Below are 17376 nucleotides of genomic sequence, written 5' to 3'. Positions count from 1 at the left end.
CCTGAACGTTGCGAAGGCGGCGGGACCTGACCGGTTCCGCCGCCTTCGGACATTTCGGAGGGTCTGGTCAACGGGTAGTCGAACTGTCTAGGTTCGAGGTCGAACAAGTCTGGATGATCCGATCCGATCACGGGAGACCGACCATGGCAGCAGACGAGCCCGCATCCGCCGAGACGACGGTGCGTCGCGAGACCTCGACGAGGTGGGCCCACCAGGGCCTCGCCGGCCCGTGGTGGCTCGCGCTCCTCCTCATTCCCCTGCTCCTGGCCGCGCTCCTCGCGTGGGCCAAGGGCGATGACATCGAGGGTGACCTCAAGGCCAGGGCGGATGCCGCGCTGGCCGCCAAGGGGATCACCGGTGCCACGGTCGAGGCCGATGGACGAGACCTGACACTGACCCTCCCGGACCCGCTGCCGGCAGGTGTCGACGTGAGCACTGCCGAGGCAGCGGTCGCCGATGTCGAGGGCGTACGGGTGGCCAGGCTCGCTGACGACTCGGCCGGGGCTGAGAGTGACGGTGACGGCGACGGCGACGGCGACAGCGACGGCACGGGCGCTGGCGACGGCACCGGCGCACCCGGATCGTGCCTCGACCTCCAGAAGAAGGTCGACCACATCCTGGGCCGCAACCTTGCGGCGTTCGGTGAGAAGTCCGCAACGCTCGAGGGCGAGGAGCTCAAGCAGGTCACCCAGGTGGGCGCCACGCTCGCCGCGTGTGACAGCTCGGTCTCCGTGACCGGTCACACCGACAACCGCGCACCGGCGACCAGCCCGCTCTCGCAGCGACGCGCTGACGCCGTTGCCGCTGTGCTCGAGAAGGCGGGCGTCACGGTCACCAAGGCTGAAGGCGTCGGCGAGGCCGACCCTATCGGCGACAACAACACAGCGACGGGGCGTGACCTGAACCGGTTCGCCGCCATCGTGGTCGAGTGAGGAGTGGAGAGATGACGTGGTTGTTCGGGCAATTCTGGATTCTTCTGCTGATCGCGTTCCTGGTCGGCGCGCTCGTGACGTACGTCGTGGAGAAGGCGCTCCTGCCCCACGTGGACGAGGTCGGCGGCACGATCGAGAAGGCGGTTCTCTGATGGGCTGGCTGGCAGGCAACAACTGGCTCTGGCTGCTCCTGGCCGCGGTCCTCGGTGGTCTGGTGACGGCGTTCCTGACGCTGCGCAAGGCGACCCAGGTCAGTGAGACGGTCGAGACCGTCAGCAGGCCGGACCGCTCTGCGGATGTCGGCAGCGGTGCGTTGGCCGCGGACACCCCGGACGCCGCCGCGACCCTCACCCCCGAAGAGGCGGGCTGGGCGCCCGTCTCCGAGCCCGAAGCCGCTGGCTGGGCACCGGCCGAGGACGAGCCGGTTGCCGCCGAGGAGCCTGCAGTCATCGAGGAGCCTGCACTTGTCGAGCCTGAGGCCGAGGTGGCGCCGGCCGTCGAGGTCCCCGAGGCAGCTGGCCCCAGCTACCACGGGAGCCACGCAGCGCCTGCCGGTGACCCGCTCAGCGACCCGCTGACCGCGCCGATCGAGCAGTCCGCTGCGCCCGAGGTCGACGACGAGCCTGCGCTCTTTGCCGCCGGTGGTGCCGCTGCTGCGGGTGGTGCTGTCGCCGCTGGCGCGTACGGCGCGGGATCGGCCGAGCCACTGGCTGATGGTGGCGCTCCGGGTGAGGGCTTCACGGTCAAGGGAAATGCCGACTCGATGAAGTACCACACCTCGGAGTCGCCGTACTTCGGGCGGACGAGGGCGGAGGTGTGGTTCGACTCGGAGGAGTCGGCGCGTGGAGCCGGGTTCCACCGGTGGAACGAGAAGGTCGCAGAGGAACCGGTTGCGTTGGCCGCCATCCCGGACGGCGCGTACGGTCCGGGGTCCGCCGACCCGGGGGAGAACGGCGATGCGCCGAGCGCGGCGTACTCCGTGAAGGGAAACGCGGACTCGATGCTCTTCCACGACACGGACTCGCCGTACTACTCGCGGACGAAGGCGGAGGTCTGGTTCGACTCGGTGGAGACCGCGCGCAAGGCGGGCTTCGCGGCCTGGAACGACAAGTAGTCGAGTCGTACGACGCAGAGCAAACCCACACGTTCGCGTGGTGAGGTGAGCCGATCGCGCGGAATCGGGCGTCAGCCGTTGGTGCGACTATCCTTCTCGGGACATGACTGCTTCCACCACTGCCCCCGACGGCCTCCTCTCCGTCGCCATGGTCACCCTCGGGTGTGCCCGCAACGAGGTCGACTCCGAGGAGCTGGCCGGCCGGCTCCAGGCGGGCGGTTTCCGCCTCGTCGACGACCCCGAAGGCGCCGACACCGTCGTCGTCAACACCTGTGGCTTCGTCGAGTCCGCGAAGAAGGACTCCGTCGACACGCTGCTCCAGGCCGCCGATCTGAAGACCAGCAACGGCGGCAAGACCCAGGCCGTCGTGGCCGTGGGCTGCCTGGCCGAGCGCTACGGCAAGGACCTCGCCGAGAGCCTCCCCGAGGCTGACGCGATCCTGGGCTTCGACGACTACCCGGACATCGCCGCGCGGCTCCGCTCCATCGTGGCGGGGGAGAAGCACCAGTCCCACACGCCGCAGGACCGGCGCAAGCTGCTCCCCATCTCCCCGACCGAGCGTGACGCCAGCACGATCAGCGTGCCGGGTGTCTCCGGTGGCGCGGCCGACCTCGGCCTGCCCTTCAGGGCCCGGCTCGACAGTGGCCCGATGGCGCCGCTCAAGCTGGCCAGCGGTTGCGACCGCCGCTGCACGTTCTGCGCGATCCCGGCGTTCCGCGGCTCGTTCGTCAGCCGTCGTCCCTCCGACGTGATCAAGGAGGCGCACTGGCTGGCCGAGCAGGGCGTCAAGGAGCTCTTCCTGGTCAGCGAGAACTCCACGTCCTACGGCAAGGACCTCGGAGACCTCAAGCTGCTCGAGACGATGCTCCCCGAGCTCGCCGCCATCGACGGCATCGACTGGGTCCGCGTCTCCTACCTGCAGCCCGCGGAGACCCGGCCCGGCCTGATCGAGGCCATCGCCACGACGCCCGGCGTCGTCCCCTACTTCGACCTCAGCTTCCAGCACGCCTCCGCCTCGGTCCTGCGACGGATGCGCCGCTTCGGCGACCCGGACTCCTTCCTCGCGCTGCTCGAGCAGGTGCGCGACTTCGCACCCGAGGCCGGCATCCGCTCCAACGTGATCGTCGGCTTCCCCGGTGAGACGGAGGAGGAGTTCCAGACGCTGTGCGACTTCCTCGAGGCCGCACGCCTCGACGTGACCGGTGTCTTCGGTTACTCCGACGAGGACGGCACGGAGGCCGAGTCCTTCTCGGACAAGCTGGACCAGGACGAGATCGACGAGCGCACCTCGCACCTGACCGCCCTCGTCGAGGAGCTCACCGCCCAGCGGGCCGAGGAGCGCATCGGTGAGACGATCCAGGTCCTCGTGGAGCGCCTCGAGGACGGCCCCGACGGCATCGAGGGCCGCGCGGCGTTCCAGGGTCCCGAGGTCGACGGCACCACCACGCTCGTGGGCGCACCCAGCGACACCAGGGTCGGCGACCTGCTGACCGCAGAAGTGACCGGCACCGAGGGCGTTGACCTCGTCGCCACCGTGGCAGGAGCAGGCCGATGAGCAGCGACCACATCTCGAGCGACCCGGCGCCGGTCACCAAGCCGAGCAACTGGAACGTTCCCAACGCGCTCACCACGCTGCGGATCATCCTGGTGCCGTTCTTCGGCTACGCGATGCTGCAGGACGGCGGCGACTCGATCGGCTGGCGCATCACTGCTTTCGTGATCTTCACGGTCGGCATGATCACCGACAAGGTCGACGGTGATCTCGCGCGCAAGCACAACCTGATCACCGACTTCGGCAAGATCGCCGACCCGATCGCCGACAAGGCGATCACCGGCATGGCGTTCATCGCCCTCTCCGTCGTCGGCAGCCAGTCCGGCGAGGCGTGGTACGTCGCCGGCGGCGAGGTCTGGTGGTGGGTCACCATCCTGGTGCTGGTCCGCGAGTGGAGCGTCACGCTGCTCCGTCTCTCGATCATGAAGGACATCGTCATCCCGGCCGCCCAGCTCGGGAAGATCAAGACCACCGCCCAGGGTGTGGGTCTCGGCTTCCTGACGCTTCCCCTGGTCGCCGACGACCACGCGTGGGGCACCGCGGGCGAGATCGCCTTCTACGCCGCCCAGGTCGTCCTGGCGATCGCGGTCGCGCTGACCCTGTGGTCGGGCTACGAGTTCTTCCGCGACGCCTGGCGGCAGAAGCGCGCCGCGCGCGCCTGACGGGTTCGTCCCGGCGAGTCCGGATCGTGACCTGAGCGACACCCGCAGGTCACCTTGTGCCGCGAGTCTCGGCGGGTGATCTCGTCTCGGGCGGTCATCGCGACCGCGCTCGCCCTTGTCTCCAGCCCTCTTGCCCTCGGCTTCAACGCCCCGGGGCACGCCGCCAGCAGCGGCCTCGTGATCAACGAGGTCTACGGTGCGGGCGGCAACTCCGGAGCGGCGTTCAACGCCGACTTCGTCGAGCTGCTGAACCCGACCGCTGCGCCGATCGACCTCGCCGGCCTGGCGGTCCACTACCGGTCGGCGTCCGGTGGCTCCGGCGGCACGCCGTATGCCCTGAGCGGCACCGTTCCCGCGGGTTCGACCTGGCTGGTCCAGATGAGCAACGCCGGCGCCAACGGCGCCGCGCTGCCGGCGCCCGATGCCGCGGCTTCACCCGCTTTCTCGATGGCCGCGGCCGGCGGTCAGGTCGCTCTCCAGCAGGGCACGACGATCATCGCGACCTCCGGCAACACGGCAGGCGTGGCCGGTCTCGTCGACTTCGTCGGGGTCACCGGCGCGGCGAGCTTCGAGGGCGCCACGGCTCCAGCCGCCACGGCTGCGCTGTCGATCAACCGCACGAACGGCGTGGACACCGACGCCAACAATGCCGACTTCACGACGGCGGCCCCGACCCCGGAGAGCGCTGACGCGGGCGAGCCGACCCCGGTCGAGCTGGCCGCCACCGACCCGGGCGACAAGTCCTTCACCGAGGGCGAGGCGATCGCGCCGATCACCCTCCAGGCGACCGGCGGCACCGCGCCGTACTCATTCACGTCGACGGAGCTGCCGGCCGGTCTGACGCTGAGCGGCGACCAGATCACGGGTACGCCGACCGCTGCGGGCGCCACGACGGTGACCCTCACCGCGACCGACTCGGCTGTGACGCCGGCCAGTGCGACCGCCGAGTTCCAGATCACCGTCATGGCTCCGAGCGCGGCGATCACGATCGCCGACATCCAGGGCTCGACGAACACCTCGCCGGTGGCCAACACCGTCGTCACCACGCAGGGTGTCGTGACCTCGCTCTACGCGAGCGGCGGCTTCAACGGCTTCCACGTCCAGACCCCGGGCGATGACACGACGCCGGGCAAGTCGGACGGCCTCTTCGTCTTCACCGGCGCCAACACCGGCACCCTCACCGCCGGCCTCGCCATCGGCGACTCGGTCCAGGTCCGCGGCACCGCGAAGGAGTTCAATGGCCTGACCGAGCTCGACGCGGTCGCGGGCACCGTCACCGAGATCGACTCCCTGGGCGCGGCCGTCGCCAACACCGCCATCCCCGGCACTGACTGCGCGCTGCCCGGCACCGACTGCCTCGCCGGCGCCGCGCTCGACGCCGCCAAGGAGGAGTTCGAGGGCGAGATCTTCCAGCCGACCTCCGACTACACCGTCACCGACGTGTACGACGGCTCCGCGAGCAACCCGCCGAACTCCGGCTCCAGCAACTTCTTCGGAGAGATCGGCCTCGCGGCAAACTCCGACCTGCCGCTGGTCACGCCGACCGAGGTGATCGACGCCCAGGACACCGCTGCGATCGCGGCGCGGGTCGCGTGGAACAACGCCCACCGGGTCGTGCTCGACGACGGCTCCAGCACGGCGTACTGGAACACGACGAACACCGCTGCCGGCAAGGACTCGCCGCTGCCCTGGTACACCCAGGACCACCAGGTCCGCGTCGGCGCCGGTGTCAGCTTCGACCAGCCCGTCGTGCTCGACTACCGATTCGGCTGGAAGGTGCAGCCGACGTCGCAGGTCGTCGGTGCACCCACCGGCAAGGTGACCTTCGAGCAGAACCGGCCGACTGCTCCGGCGGAGGTCGGCGGGGACCTCAAGCTGGCGACGTTCAACGTGCTCAACTTCTTCACCACCCTCGGCGTCGACTTCGGCGGCTGCACGTCCTTCGTGGACCGCGCCGGCAACCCGATCGCGGTCAACACCTGTCCCGGCGCGGGCCCGCGCGGCGCCTGGGACGCGGCGAACTTCGAGCGCCAGAAGTCCAAGATCGTGAACGCGATCAACGCCCTCGGCGCCGACATCGTGTCCATCGAGGAGGTCGAGAACAGCCTCGTCGTCGACGGTCACGACCGTGACGAGGCGCTCGCCGCCCTGGTGGACGCCCTGAACGCCGCCACCGGTGCCGGCACCTGGGACTACGTGCGATCGCCCGCAGAGGCATCGGAGAGCGCCAACGTCCTCGAGCAGGACGTCATCCGCACGGGCTTCATCTTCAAGCCTGCCGCCGTGGAGACGGTCGGCGCGGCCGACATGCTCTTCGGCTCGACGGCGTTCGCGAATGCACGTGAGCCGTTCGCGCAGACGTTCAAGCCGGTCGGCGGTGGTGCGGCTAGCACCTTCGCGGTCATCGTCAACCACTTCAAGTCCAAGGGCTCCGGCACCAACGACGGCACCGGCCAGGGCAACGCAAACCCGGACCGCATCGCCCAGGCCAACGCGCTCGCGACGTTCGCGGACGAGTTCGCCTCCGCCCACGACACCTCTGCCGTCTTCCTGACCGGTGACTTCAACGCCTACAGCGAGGAGGACCCGATCCAGGCGCTCGATGCCGCCGGGTACACCGGCCTCGAGACGCCGGGCAAGTTCTCCTACAGCTTCGACGGCATGTCCGGCTCCCTCGACCACGTGCTCGTCAACGCGGCTGCGCAGGAGCTGGTCACCGGCAGCGACATCTGGGAGATCAACGGCAACGAGACGGTCTTCAACCAGTACTCCCGCTACAACTACGTCGGGACGGACCTCTACAACTCCGCACCGTTCAGCGCCTCGGACCACAACCCCGAGGTCATCGGCATCACGCCGCCGACTCTCCCGGCGCAGGCCGACATCCAGGTCCTGGCCACCAACGACTTCCACGGCAGGATCAAGGCCAACGGTGCCGAGGCTGGCGCCGCGGTCCTCGCAGGTGCGGTCAAGCAGCTCCGAGCGGCCAACCCCAACACGGTCTTCGCGGCCGCGGGTGACCTGATCGGCGCCTCGACGTTCGAGTCGTTCATCGCACATGACAAGCCGACGATCGATGCCCTCAACTCCGCCGGTCTCGATGTCTCGGCCGTCGGCAACCACGAGTTCGACGCCGGCTACGACGACCTGCTCAACCGGGTCATGGCTCCGTACGACGCGGAGACCAACCCCTACGGCGGTGCCGAGTGGGAGTACATCGGGGCCAACGTCCACAAGCACGACGCGGCGCCTGACGACGTGCTCGACCCGACCTACGTCCGCGAGTTCGACGGCGTCCAGGTCGGCTTCATCGGCGCTGTGACCGAGCACCTCGACGAGCTGGTCTCTCCGGGCGGCATCGAGGGCGTCGAGGTCGAGGATGTCGTCACCGCGACCAACCGCGAGGCCGACCTGCTCGAGGCCGCCGGCATCGACGTGATCGTCCTGCTGGTGCACGAGGGCGCGCCTACGACCAACTGCGCCACGATGGACGACGACCCGGCCTCCGACTTCGGGTCGATCATCACCGGCGTCAACGACAACGTCGACGCGATCGTGTCGGGCCACACCCACCTCGCCTACGACTGCTCGTTCCCGGTCGCCGGCTGGGCGGGCCGCACCGTCACCGATCGCCCGGTCGTCTCCGCCGGCCAGTACGGCACCAACCTCAACCAGCTCACCTTCACCGTCGACACGGCCACCGGTGATGTGGTCGCCAAGACGCAGGGCGTCCTCGCGCTCTCCGGCAAGTACGCCGCCGACGCGGCCACGCAGGCAATCGTCGACCAGGCGGTGGCCGAGGCCGACGTGCTGGGTGCCGCGGAGCTGGGCGAGATCGCCGGCCCGTTCAACCGCGCCAAGCTCTCGACCGGCGTGGAGAACCGCGGTGGTGAGTCCACTCTGGGCAACCTGGTCGCCGAGGCCCAGCGCTGGGCGACCTCCGGCGCCGAGTCCGGCGAGGCGCAGATCGCGTTCATGAACCCGGGTGGCCTCCGCGCTGACATGGTCGGCACTCCCGACACCACGGGCGGCGCATCGGGCTACCCGGCGGTCCTGACCTACAAGCAGGCCGCGACCGTGCAGCCGTTCGCCAACACGCTGGTCAACATGGACCTGACCGGTGCCCAGGTGAAGGCTGCGCTCGAGCAGCAGTGGCAGCCCGCCGGTTCCTCGCGTCCGTTCCTGCGCCTGGGCACCTCGGCCGGCTTCCGCTACACGTACGACGCGGCGCGGCCCGCCGGTGACCGGGTCACCGGGATCTGGCTGGGCGAGGACAAGCTGGACCCGGCTGCGTCGTACTCCGTGACGGTGAACTCGTTCCTCGCGTCCGGTGGCGACAACTTCGGTGCCTTCGCGGGCGGCGCCGGCCGGGCCGACACGGGCAAGATCGACCTCACCGCGATGGTCGACTACCTCGCAGCATTCGCCGGTGACGCCCCGCTTCCTGTCGATGCCACCCAGCGCTCGGTGGGGGTCACGTTCCCTGCGGGTGCCCCGGCGGCGTACGTCCCCGGGAGCGAGGTCGCGTTCGGCCTGTCCTCGCTGGCCATGAGCACCCCGCCAGATGCGAAGGACGCGGCCGTGAGGGTCGCTCTGGGCGACACCGAGCTGGGCACGTTCCCGGTCGACAACACCGTCGGCACCGACCCGCGCGACGAGTACGGCACCGCAGCTGTGCGGGTGACGCTCCCGTCCGACCTGGCGCCCGGTGCGGCAGCGCTGACGGTCACGGGCCTCACCACCGGCACGGTCGCGACCGTCCCGGTCGTCGTGGAGAAGGCGCCCTCGACGGTCACCGCGACCGTCGACCCCGGCATCCTCAAGGTCCGGAAGGACCGCGCCCAGGTGACGGTCGACGTCTCGTCGATCGGTGCACCGACCGGTCGCGTCGAGATCCACGCCGACGGCCGGCTGCTCGACGCTGCCTCGCTGGTCGACGGTGTCGCCACGCTCACGGTCGGGCCCTTCGCCCGGCCGGGCACCGTGACGCTCGAGGTGCGCTACCTCGGCGACGACCGTGTGGCGCCGAGCTCGACCACGACGACGGTCGAGGTGACGAAGAGCGGCCGCTGAACTCGCTACAGTCGGCTCCATGGCTGAGGCAGAGGAGACCGAGATCGTCGAGTCGCCGACCGTCGCAGCCCAGCTCGTGGCGGGCCTCCTCGGGCGCGGCGAGACGGTGGCGACCGCCGAGTCGTTGACCGGTGGCCTGCTCTCGGGCGCGATCACCGCCGCCGCGGGTGCGTCGTCGGTCTACGTGGGTGGGGTGGTCACCTATGCCACCCGCGCCAAGGAGGAGCTGCTCGCTGTCCCGGCCGAGCTCGTGGTCGAGGAGGGCGTCGTCTCGGCGGCCTGCGCGGAGTCGATGGCCCGCGGCGTACGTCGGCTCCTCGGCACCGTCTACGGCGTGAGCACGACCGGAGTGGCGGGCCCGGACACGCAGGACGGCAAGGCCGTCGGCACCGTCTACATCGGGCTTGCCACCGCCGCCGGCTCCTGGTCAGTGGAGCTCCATCTCGACGGCGACCGCTCCAGGATCCGCGAGGCGACGGTCGAAGCCGCGCTGGCCGAGCTCCTGCGCGCACTGGGCTGACGGACCTGCGGCGCCCGCGAATCCGCGACGCGCCGTGACCGATCGCTGAGAGCGAAACCACTTCGGGTCCGGGAAGATGGACCACTCAGGTAGCGTTGCCCACACCGGAGAAGAAGGAGGCTCGCAATGGTGCTTTTCCGACGGGTGCTCGGCGACGTGCTCCGCAGTCAGCGGATGCAGCGTGGCATGACCCTGCGCGAGGTCTCCGCCGAGGCTCGCGTGAGCCTGGGCTACATCTCCGAGATCGAGCGCGGACACAAGGAAGCCTCCTCCGAGCTCCTTGCCTCGCTCTGCGGCGCGATGGATGTCGCGCTCTCCGACGTGATCCGTGAGGTCAGTGACCTGATCGTGCTCGAGGAAGCCGCGCTGGCTCCCGTTGCGCTTCCGGTCGCCCGGCCCGCGACCGTCGCTTCCGCGGCCTGACGTTCCGGACATTTCGCCCGGTCGGCGTCACGATCGGGTCACGATGAAGCATCGGTCGGCGGCCGTTCACCCATCGTTCCGCTGACCCGGTGAGGGTGGCGGTCATGACCCTTCGCTTCGAGCGGGCGGCGATCCTCGTCGTACTCGCCTTTGTGTTGTCCCTCGCGCAGGTGCCGGCTCACGCCGCCACCCCACTCACGGTCGCCCAGGCGATCTCCACCCAGAACGGCACCTCGCAGATCGTGCGTGGCTACGTCGTCGGGCAGCCCACGGCGACCAACACCGTCGTCACGTCGAACTACCCGAACGACTACGCGCTGGCGATCGCCGACTCTGCGACGCAGACGAACACCAGTCAGATGCTCTACGTGCAGATCCCGAGCGCGTTCCGTGCGCAGTGGGGCCTGAAGACCAACCCCTCGCTCAAGGGCAAGCAGATCGATGTGACCGGTGCGCTCGCGGCGTACTTCTCGCACCCGGGCATGACCGGGACGAGTGCCTTCGCGTTGTCGAGCGGGGGTGGCGAGCCGCCGCCGGGTGGTTCCTCGCCGTGGGACTCGACGTACTACGCGCCGGCCATCGGCCAGTCCGGCGCCCAGCTGAAGTCGACGCTTCACGGCATCATCGACGGCAACACGACCCTGTCGTACAGCCAGGTCTGGACGGCTCTGCAGGACACCGATCAGGATCCCGGCAACACCGCCAACGTCATCGAGCTCTACACCGGCCGATCGATCTCCAAGTCCAACAACGGCGGCGGCACGGGCCAGTGGAACCGTGAGCACGTGTGGGCCCAGTCGCGCGGCGGCTTCGACACCAGCGCCGGTCCCGGCACGGACCTGCACCACCTCCGACCCGAGGACGTCACGGTCAACTCGATCCGCGGCAACAAGGACTTCGACAACGGCGGCTCCGCTGTGTCCGGCTGCACCGACTGCTGGACGGACAGTGACTCCTTCGAGCCGCGCGACTCCGTCAAGGGCGATGTCGCACGCATGCTCCTCTACATGGCAGTGCGCTACGAGGGCGGCGACGGCTGGAACAACCTGGAGATGAGCTCGACGGTCGGCACTTCGTCGACCCTGATCGGCGACCTGGAGACGCTCCTCGCCTGGAACGCCGAGGACCCGGTCAGCACGTTCGAGATGCGGCGCAACGACCGGATCCACTCGACCTGGCAGGGCAACCGCAACCCGTTCATCGACCACCCGGAGTGGGCCGCCTCGATCTGGCCGTGACCCCAGGAGCCCGTCCTGCCGGCCCAGCGGCTACGTCAGTGCTGGCAGGACGGGCACCAGAACCGCACGCGCTCGCGGCCGGGCTCACCGGCCTGCTCGTGCTGCACGCGTCCGCCACAGCGGCCGCACTCGCGCTGCCCGTAGACGTAGTGGGAGCGCCCGCGGCGCAGGTCGCCGGTGGTGACCATGCCGGGGTGCTCACGGTTCTCCGTGAGGAGCTGCTGTGCCCGCGTGACGAGGCGCTCCAGTCGGTCGACCTTGCTGACCGGTGTCGAAGGCAGCCGGCCGATCAGGAAGCACAGCTCGGCGGCGTAGACGTTGCCGATGCCCGCCAGGTTGCGCTGGTCGAGCAGGGCGTCGCCGAGCGGCCGGTCGGGCTGGCCGGCCAGCCGTCGGACCGCCTCGGCGGGGTCCCAATCGGGGCCGAGAAGATCGGGACCGAGGTGCCCGACGATCTCGTGCTCCCGCGATCGGGGCACCAGGTCGACGACCCCGAGCGAGAAGCCGACGGCCTCCACGCCCTCGGCACGGAGCACGATGCGGGCCAGGTGGGCGGGTCGCCGCCAGCGCTCTCCAGGGCGGCCGACGATCCAGGCCCCGTCCATCATCAGGTGCGTGTGCAGCGTGACGTCCCCGATGCGGGTCAGCAGGTGCTTGCCCCGCGAGACGGTTTCGTCGACGGTGTGGCCCACGAGGTCGGCCGTCGCGTGCGCGGGCACCCGGAAGTCGGTGGTCGTGAGCTCGAGGCCGGACAGGGCCTTGTCCAGTGTGCGCGCAGTGCGCCAGACAGCATCGCCTTCAGGCACGGATCCGCAACCCCTTCGGTGTCGCGACGAATCCCGCCGCCTGGAGCGCTTCGCGCAAGGGTGTAGACCCTGATCCAAGCAGTTGTTCGCCGTCAGCACGTTCAACTGTGAGTTTTCCGAGTTGACCACGACGCACCGCGTCGGCGAGTGCACGGCACGCCGGTTGCAGCCGACGGTGGTCCTCGCTGAAGGTCAGGAGCGTGCGACCTCCTCGCTCGACGTAGAGCGCGAGCGCTCCGTCCACGAGCACGACGAGGGCGCCGGCCTTGCGTCCTGGACGATGCCCGGAGCCGCCCTCCTCAAGTGTCGCCCGCTCGGGCCAGGCGAGTGCGGCACCGAAGGGGTTGGCCGGATCGGTCGCCGCCAGCGTCACCGCCTCGGTCTCGGATGGCGGCTCGATGAAGGTCCGCAGCCGGTCGACCGCGCCGGGACTGCCGAACTGCGCGGCGCCCAGCCCGTCGACGAAGTAGCCGCGCCGGCACCGTCCGGACTCCTCGAACGCACTCAGCACCTTGTACGCCGCGGCGAAGCCGCCCGGCGTCCGCTCGGCCTGCACCGCACCTCGCGTGACGACTCCGTGCCGGTCGAGGAGTCCCTCGACCAGTGCATGCGCACGGCGGGTGGGGTCGAGGTCGACCGCGGGCAGCAGTGCCCAACGGCCGGCGGTTGACGGGGGGCCCGTGCGGCTCGGCATCGCGGGGCGCCGACTGGTTGACCGGGTGGAGGATCGCGTGCGCGGCGGGGCGTTGCGGGATCGGTGTGCACTGGTGCCGGATCCGGTCAGCGAGCGCAGCGGAGCGAGTGTGTCGTTGCCGATCCGGCCGGCCCAGGCGAGGTCCCAGAGGACTCCGGTGAGCGCCGGGTCGTCGGTGGCTCCGATCGCGTCGGAGAGTGGCCGGAAGAACCAGGCGCCACCGGGCGCGAGGGCGTCGAGCACCGACTGGTGGAGCTCGGAGTGCTCGAAGGGAGTCGGTGCGGGAAGGGTGAGGGCGGACTGGTCTGCCAGGTGCAGCGAGATCCAGCCGTCACTGCCGGGCAGGGCGCCATGACCGGCCCAGAGCACCTCGCCGGCGGCGGTGAGCTCGTCGAGAAGCGCGGGTTCGTAGTCGCGGACCCGAGCAGGCAGGACCAGCGACTCGAGTGCACTCGCGGGCACCGGGCAGCCGGCCAGCTGCTCCACCGCGGCCAGCACGCCATCGACGCCGCGAAGGGCTCCGCGGGTGCGGGTGATGCCCTGCCAGTGCGGCAGGAAGCGTCCGAGCACCTCCGGCTCGACCGGCTCCACCTCGGCCCGCAACCGGGCGAGCGAGCGGCGGCGCAGCTTGCGGAGCACCTCGGCGTCGCACCACTCCGAGCCTCCCAGGAACTCAGCAGAGCCGGCCGGTCGGAACTCGCCCTCGAGCACGCGGCCCTCGCCTGCGAGCCGCGCGAGGGTGTGGCGGACCACCGAGACGCCGAGGGCGAACCGCTCCGCGACCTCCGCGACCGTGAACGGTCCGTGGGTGCGGGCGTGACGGGAGATCAGGTCGGCGAGCGGGTCATCGACCGGGTCGGTGAAGGCATCCGGCGTGCCGGGAGGCACCGGCACCCCCAGGCCGTCGCGGAGCCGGCCGACGTCCTCGACGGTCGCCCAGCGTTCGACGCCGGCAACCCGCACTTCGACGATGCGGCGAGAAGCGGCGAGCGCGGCGAGCGCGCTGGCCGGATCGCCCGCGACTGCGAACCGCAGCGCCACCTCCTCGGTGGAGAGCGGCCCCAGCAACCGCAGCAGATCAGCCACCCCTTCAGCATCCCTCGCGAGGCGCTCGGGTGTGAGTCGCTGCAGCTCGGCCTCCGTCTCGGCGAGCACCAGGGGATCGAGCAGCTCGCGAAGCTCGGCGCGCCCGAGCAGCTCGGCGAGCAGGCCCTGGTCGAGCTGCAACGCGGCGGCGCGACGCTCGGCGATGGGGGAGTCGCCCTCGTAGACGAACTGGGCGACGTAGCCGAAGAGCAGCGACCGGGCGAACGGTGAGGGAAGGGACGTGTCGACGTCGACGACCCGCACCTCGCGCTGCTCGATGCGCCGCAGGAGGCTCACGAGCGAGGGCAGGTCGTAGACGTCCTGGAGGACCTCGCGGACGGCCTCGAGGACGATCGGGAAGGAGGGGTACTTCGCGGCGACCTCGAGCAGCTGGGCCGAGCGCTGCCGCTGCTGCCAGAGCGGGGACCGCTTGCCGGGATCACGGCGCGGCAGCAGCAACGCGCGCGCCGCGCACTCGCGGAACCTGGAGGCGAAGAGGGCGGAGCCGCCGACCTCGGCGGTGACGAGATCGCTGATCTCGTCGGGCTCGAAGACGATCAGGTCGGCACCGGGCGGCTCGGCATCGGTGTCGGGGATGCGCAGCACGATGCCGTCGTCGGAGGCGAGCGCGGCCGCCTCGACCCCGTAGCGCTCGCGCAACCGTGCGTTGATCGCGAGTGCCCAGGGGGCGTGGACGGGGGTGCCGTAGGGCGAGTGGACGATCAGGCGCCAGTCGCCGAGCTCGTCGCGGCAGCGCTCGACCAGCAGCGTGCGGTCGGACGGCACGACGTTGGTGGCCGCGGCCTGGTCGGCGACGTAGGCGGTCAGGTTGTCGGCTGCCCACGCGTCGAGGCCGGCCGCCTGGGCCCGCGCGATGGCCTTGTCGGGGGAGAGGGTGGCGAGCTCGCGGATCAGCCCGCCCACTGCCTCGCCGAGCTCGGCGGGCCGGCCCAGGGTGTCGCCCTTCCAGAACGGCAGCCGACCCGGGACCCCGGGGGCGGGCGAGACCAGGACCCGGTCGTGGGTGATGTCCTCGATGCGCCAGCTGGTCGCGCCGAGGGCGAACACGTCGCCCACCCGCGACTCGTAGACCATCTCCTCGTCGAGCTCGCCGACCCGCCGACCGGGTCCTGGCTGACTGTCAGCGCCGACGAGATAGACCGCAAACAGACCGCGGTCCGGGATGGTCCCGCCGCTGGTCACCGCGAGCCGCTGGGCGCCCGGTCGCCCCGTGAGCTGCCCGGTCACGCGGTCCCACACGATGCGGGGGCGCAGCTCGGCGAACTCATCGCTCGGATAGCGCCCCGCAAGCAGGTCGAGCGTCGCCTCGTAGGCGGCCCGTGGGAGCTGCGCGAACGGCGCGGAGCGGCGTACGACGTCGTAGAGCTCGTCGACGTGCCAGGCCTCGAGGGCGGTGGCGGCGACGACCTGCTGGGCGAGCACGTCGAGGGGGTTGGCGGGCACGCGCATCGACTCGATCGCGCCGGTGCGCATGCGCTCGACGGCGACCGCAGTCTGCGCGAGGTCGCCGCGGTGCTTGGGGTAGAGCACGCCGCGCGAGACCTCGCCGACCTGGTGGCCGGCACGTCCGACCCGCTGCAGCGCGGAGGCGACGGACGGCGGCGACTCGATCTGTACGACGAGGTCGACCGCGCCCATGTCGATGCCGAGCTCGAGGCTGGACGTGGCCACGACGCAGGGGAGCCGACCGCGCTTGAGGTCGTCCTCGATCAGGGCGCGCTGCTCCTTGGAGACCGAGCCGTGGTGCGCCTTGGCGATCACGGTCTCCATGCCCTCGCGCTCGGAGGCGATCTCGTTGAAGCGCGCAGTCAGCCGCTCGGCCAGCCGGCGTGAGTTGGCGAAGACGATGGTGGCCCGGTGCTCCTCGAGCAGGTCGACGACGCTCTCCTCGACGTGGGGCCACAGGGATCCACTGCGCGCGGGATCACCGGCGTCTTCGTCGTACTCCCCGGGGGCGGTCATGTCCGCGACGGGCACGACGACCCGGAGGTCCCACTCCTTGGCCGACGGCGGGGCGACGATGTCGACCGGCGCCGAGCCGCCGAGGAAGCGCGCGACCTCGTCGAGGGGACGGACGGTGGCTGACAGGCCGATGCGCTGAGCAGGCGCAGGCAACAGGGCGTCGAGCCGCTCGAGCGACAGGGCCAAGTGCGCACCGCGCTTGGTGCCGGCCACCGCGTGGACCTCGTCGATGATCACGGTCTCGACACCGCGCAAGGACTCCCGGGCGGCGGAGGTCAGCATCAGGAAGAGCGACTCGGGCGTCGTGATCATGATGTCGGGCGGAGCGGTGGAGAGCTTGCGGCGATCGGCCGGCGAGGTGTCGCCGGAGCGGACGCCGACCCGCACGTCGTTGACCGCGGTCTCCAGGCGCTCGGCGGTGTTGCGGATGCCGGTCAGGGGCGCGCGCAGGTTGCGCTCGACGTCGACCGCGAGTGCCTTCAGCGGCGAGATGTAGAGGACCCGGCAGCGGTGCTTCGGATCCTCCGGCGGAGGGGAGGTCAGCAGCCGGTCAAGTGCGGCGAGGAACGCACTGAGGGTCTTGCCCGAGCCCGTCGGCGCCACGACGAGCGCATGTCGACCTGCTGCGATCGCGTCCCACGCGCCCTCCTGGGCGGGCGTGGGCGCGGCGAAGGCGGCCCGGAACCAGGTCCGGGTCGGCTCAGCGAAGCGGTCGAGGGCTTCTGTCACGGAGTGGCGCTCCCGAACCCGTCCTCGAGCTGGTCGGACTCGTCATCCACGCTCGCCTCGGTGGACTCGGCGAGGTCGATGGCCTCGGAGAACTTCCCCGCCGTCTGCTCGCGCTCGGCGATCGCGTCGGTGTCCTCCAACTCCTCGAGGAACGCCTTCACCCAGGCCTCCTCGAAGGCGGATCCGGTGAGCTTCTCGAGGTCGTGGTGGCCGCCGGTGCCCTCGTGCGCGTTGGCGTGGTCGCGCACGGTCTCGGGGACGGTGCGGTCCCAGTCGGTCAGCCACAGCGTGACCGTCTGCACGTCGGTGCTGCGCACCTCGCGGGCCTGGTCGGCGAAGGCGCTGAAGCCGGGGGAGACCTCCCGCCCGACCGTCAGGTCGACCAGCGAGAGCTCCTCCGCCCGCTGCTTGAGCAGGTCGGTCGCGAAGGCCGCGTCGGCGTTGTTGAAGACCGTGCCGTTGGCCGCGGTGTGCACCGGGGAAGGCTTCGCGTCGCTGCCACCGCATGCGGCCGCCGATGCCAGCAGGAGGACGACTGGAGCAACGAGAACGGTGCGCATGGCC

At 70.6% G+C, this 17376-nt stretch carries 12 protein-coding genes; 9 read left to right on the top strand and 3 right to left on the bottom strand.

The window, feature by feature from the left end; all coding sequences use genetic code 11:
• Positions 1-143: 143 nt before the first annotated feature.
• The 9 genes from D4739_RS15705 (at position 144) to D4739_RS15670 (ending at position 11514) form a co-directional block, all read left to right on the top strand.
• The gene (locus tag D4739_RS15705; protein WP_120061478.1) at positions 144-932 is read left to right on the top strand and encodes an OmpA family protein; all 789 of its coding nucleotides are present in this window, start codon (positions 144-146) and stop codon (positions 930-932) included.
• An 11-nt stretch (positions 933-943) separates the two neighbouring features.
• Entirely contained in the window at positions 944-1084 is a 141-nt protein-coding gene (locus D4739_RS16980; protein WP_182920448.1) for a hypothetical protein, read from the top strand.
• Complete coding sequence (locus tag D4739_RS17400; RefSeq protein WP_182920447.1) at positions 1084-2046, top strand: sunset domain-containing protein; 963 nt, start codon at positions 1084-1086, stop codon at positions 2044-2046. The genes D4739_RS16980 and D4739_RS17400 overlap by 1 nt, the downstream gene beginning before the upstream one ends.
• 103 nt (positions 2047-2149) lie before the next feature.
• Complete coding sequence (rimO, locus tag D4739_RS15695) at positions 2150-3601, top strand: 30S ribosomal protein S12 methylthiotransferase RimO (RefSeq protein ID WP_120061476.1); 1452 nt, start codon at positions 2150-2152, stop codon at positions 3599-3601.
• Positions 3598-4260 carry a CDP-diacylglycerol--glycerol-3-phosphate 3-phosphatidyltransferase gene (gene pgsA, locus D4739_RS15690; protein ID WP_120061475.1) on the top strand — a complete coding sequence of 221 codons (663 nt, stop codon included), beginning with the start codon at positions 3598-3600 and terminating at the stop codon, positions 4258-4260. Before rimO ends, pgsA begins: the two co-directional genes overlap by 4 nt.
• Before the next feature lie 75 nt (positions 4261-4335).
• Complete coding sequence (locus tag D4739_RS15685; protein WP_182920446.1) at positions 4336-9333, top strand: ExeM/NucH family extracellular endonuclease; 4998 nt, start codon at positions 4336-4338, stop codon at positions 9331-9333.
• Between the two features lie 19 nt (positions 9334-9352).
• Positions 9353-9853 carry a CinA family protein gene (locus tag D4739_RS15680; RefSeq protein ID WP_120061473.1) on the top strand — a complete coding sequence of 167 codons (501 nt, stop codon included), beginning with the start codon at positions 9353-9355 and terminating at the stop codon, positions 9851-9853.
• 126 nt (positions 9854-9979) lie between these two features.
• Entirely contained in the window at positions 9980-10276 is a 297-nt protein-coding gene (locus D4739_RS15675) for a helix-turn-helix domain-containing protein (RefSeq protein ID WP_120061472.1), read from the top strand.
• A gap of 104 nt (positions 10277-10380) precedes the next feature.
• The gene (locus D4739_RS15670) at positions 10381-11514 is read left to right on the top strand and encodes an endonuclease (RefSeq protein ID WP_120061956.1); all 1134 of its coding nucleotides are present in this window, start codon (positions 10381-10383) and stop codon (positions 11512-11514) included.
• A gap of 35 nt (positions 11515-11549) precedes the next feature.
• Here D4739_RS15670 and D4739_RS15665 read toward each other — a convergent pair whose 3' ends face one another.
• Genes D4739_RS15665 through D4739_RS15655 form a run of 3 tightly spaced genes read right to left on the bottom strand, consistent with a single transcriptional unit; the run spans position 11550 to position 17372 of the window.
• Positions 11550-12320 carry a DNA-formamidopyrimidine glycosylase family protein gene (locus D4739_RS15665; RefSeq protein ID WP_120061471.1) on the bottom strand — a complete coding sequence of 257 codons (771 nt, stop codon included), beginning with the start codon at positions 12318-12320 and terminating at the stop codon, positions 11550-11552.
• Entirely contained in the window at positions 12313-16812 is a 4500-nt protein-coding gene (locus D4739_RS15660) for an Lhr family helicase (RefSeq protein WP_120061470.1), read from the bottom strand. Before D4739_RS15660 ends, D4739_RS15665 begins: the two co-directional genes overlap by 8 nt.
• Positions 16809-17372: a DUF305 domain-containing protein gene (locus tag D4739_RS15655; RefSeq protein ID WP_120061469.1), complete on the bottom strand. Its 564-nt coding sequence runs from the start codon at positions 17370-17372 to the stop codon at positions 16809-16811. Before D4739_RS15655 ends, D4739_RS15660 begins: the two co-directional genes overlap by 4 nt.
• Between the last annotated feature and the right edge of the window lie 4 nt (positions 17373-17376).

The organism is Nocardioides cavernaquae (assembly GCF_003600895.1).
Taxonomy (GTDB): Bacteria; Actinomycetota; Actinomycetes; order Propionibacteriales; family Nocardioidaceae; genus Nocardioides; species Nocardioides cavernaquae.
Note: the sequence above shows the minus strand (reverse complement) of the source record. Positions and strands in the feature narration are given on the sequence as shown.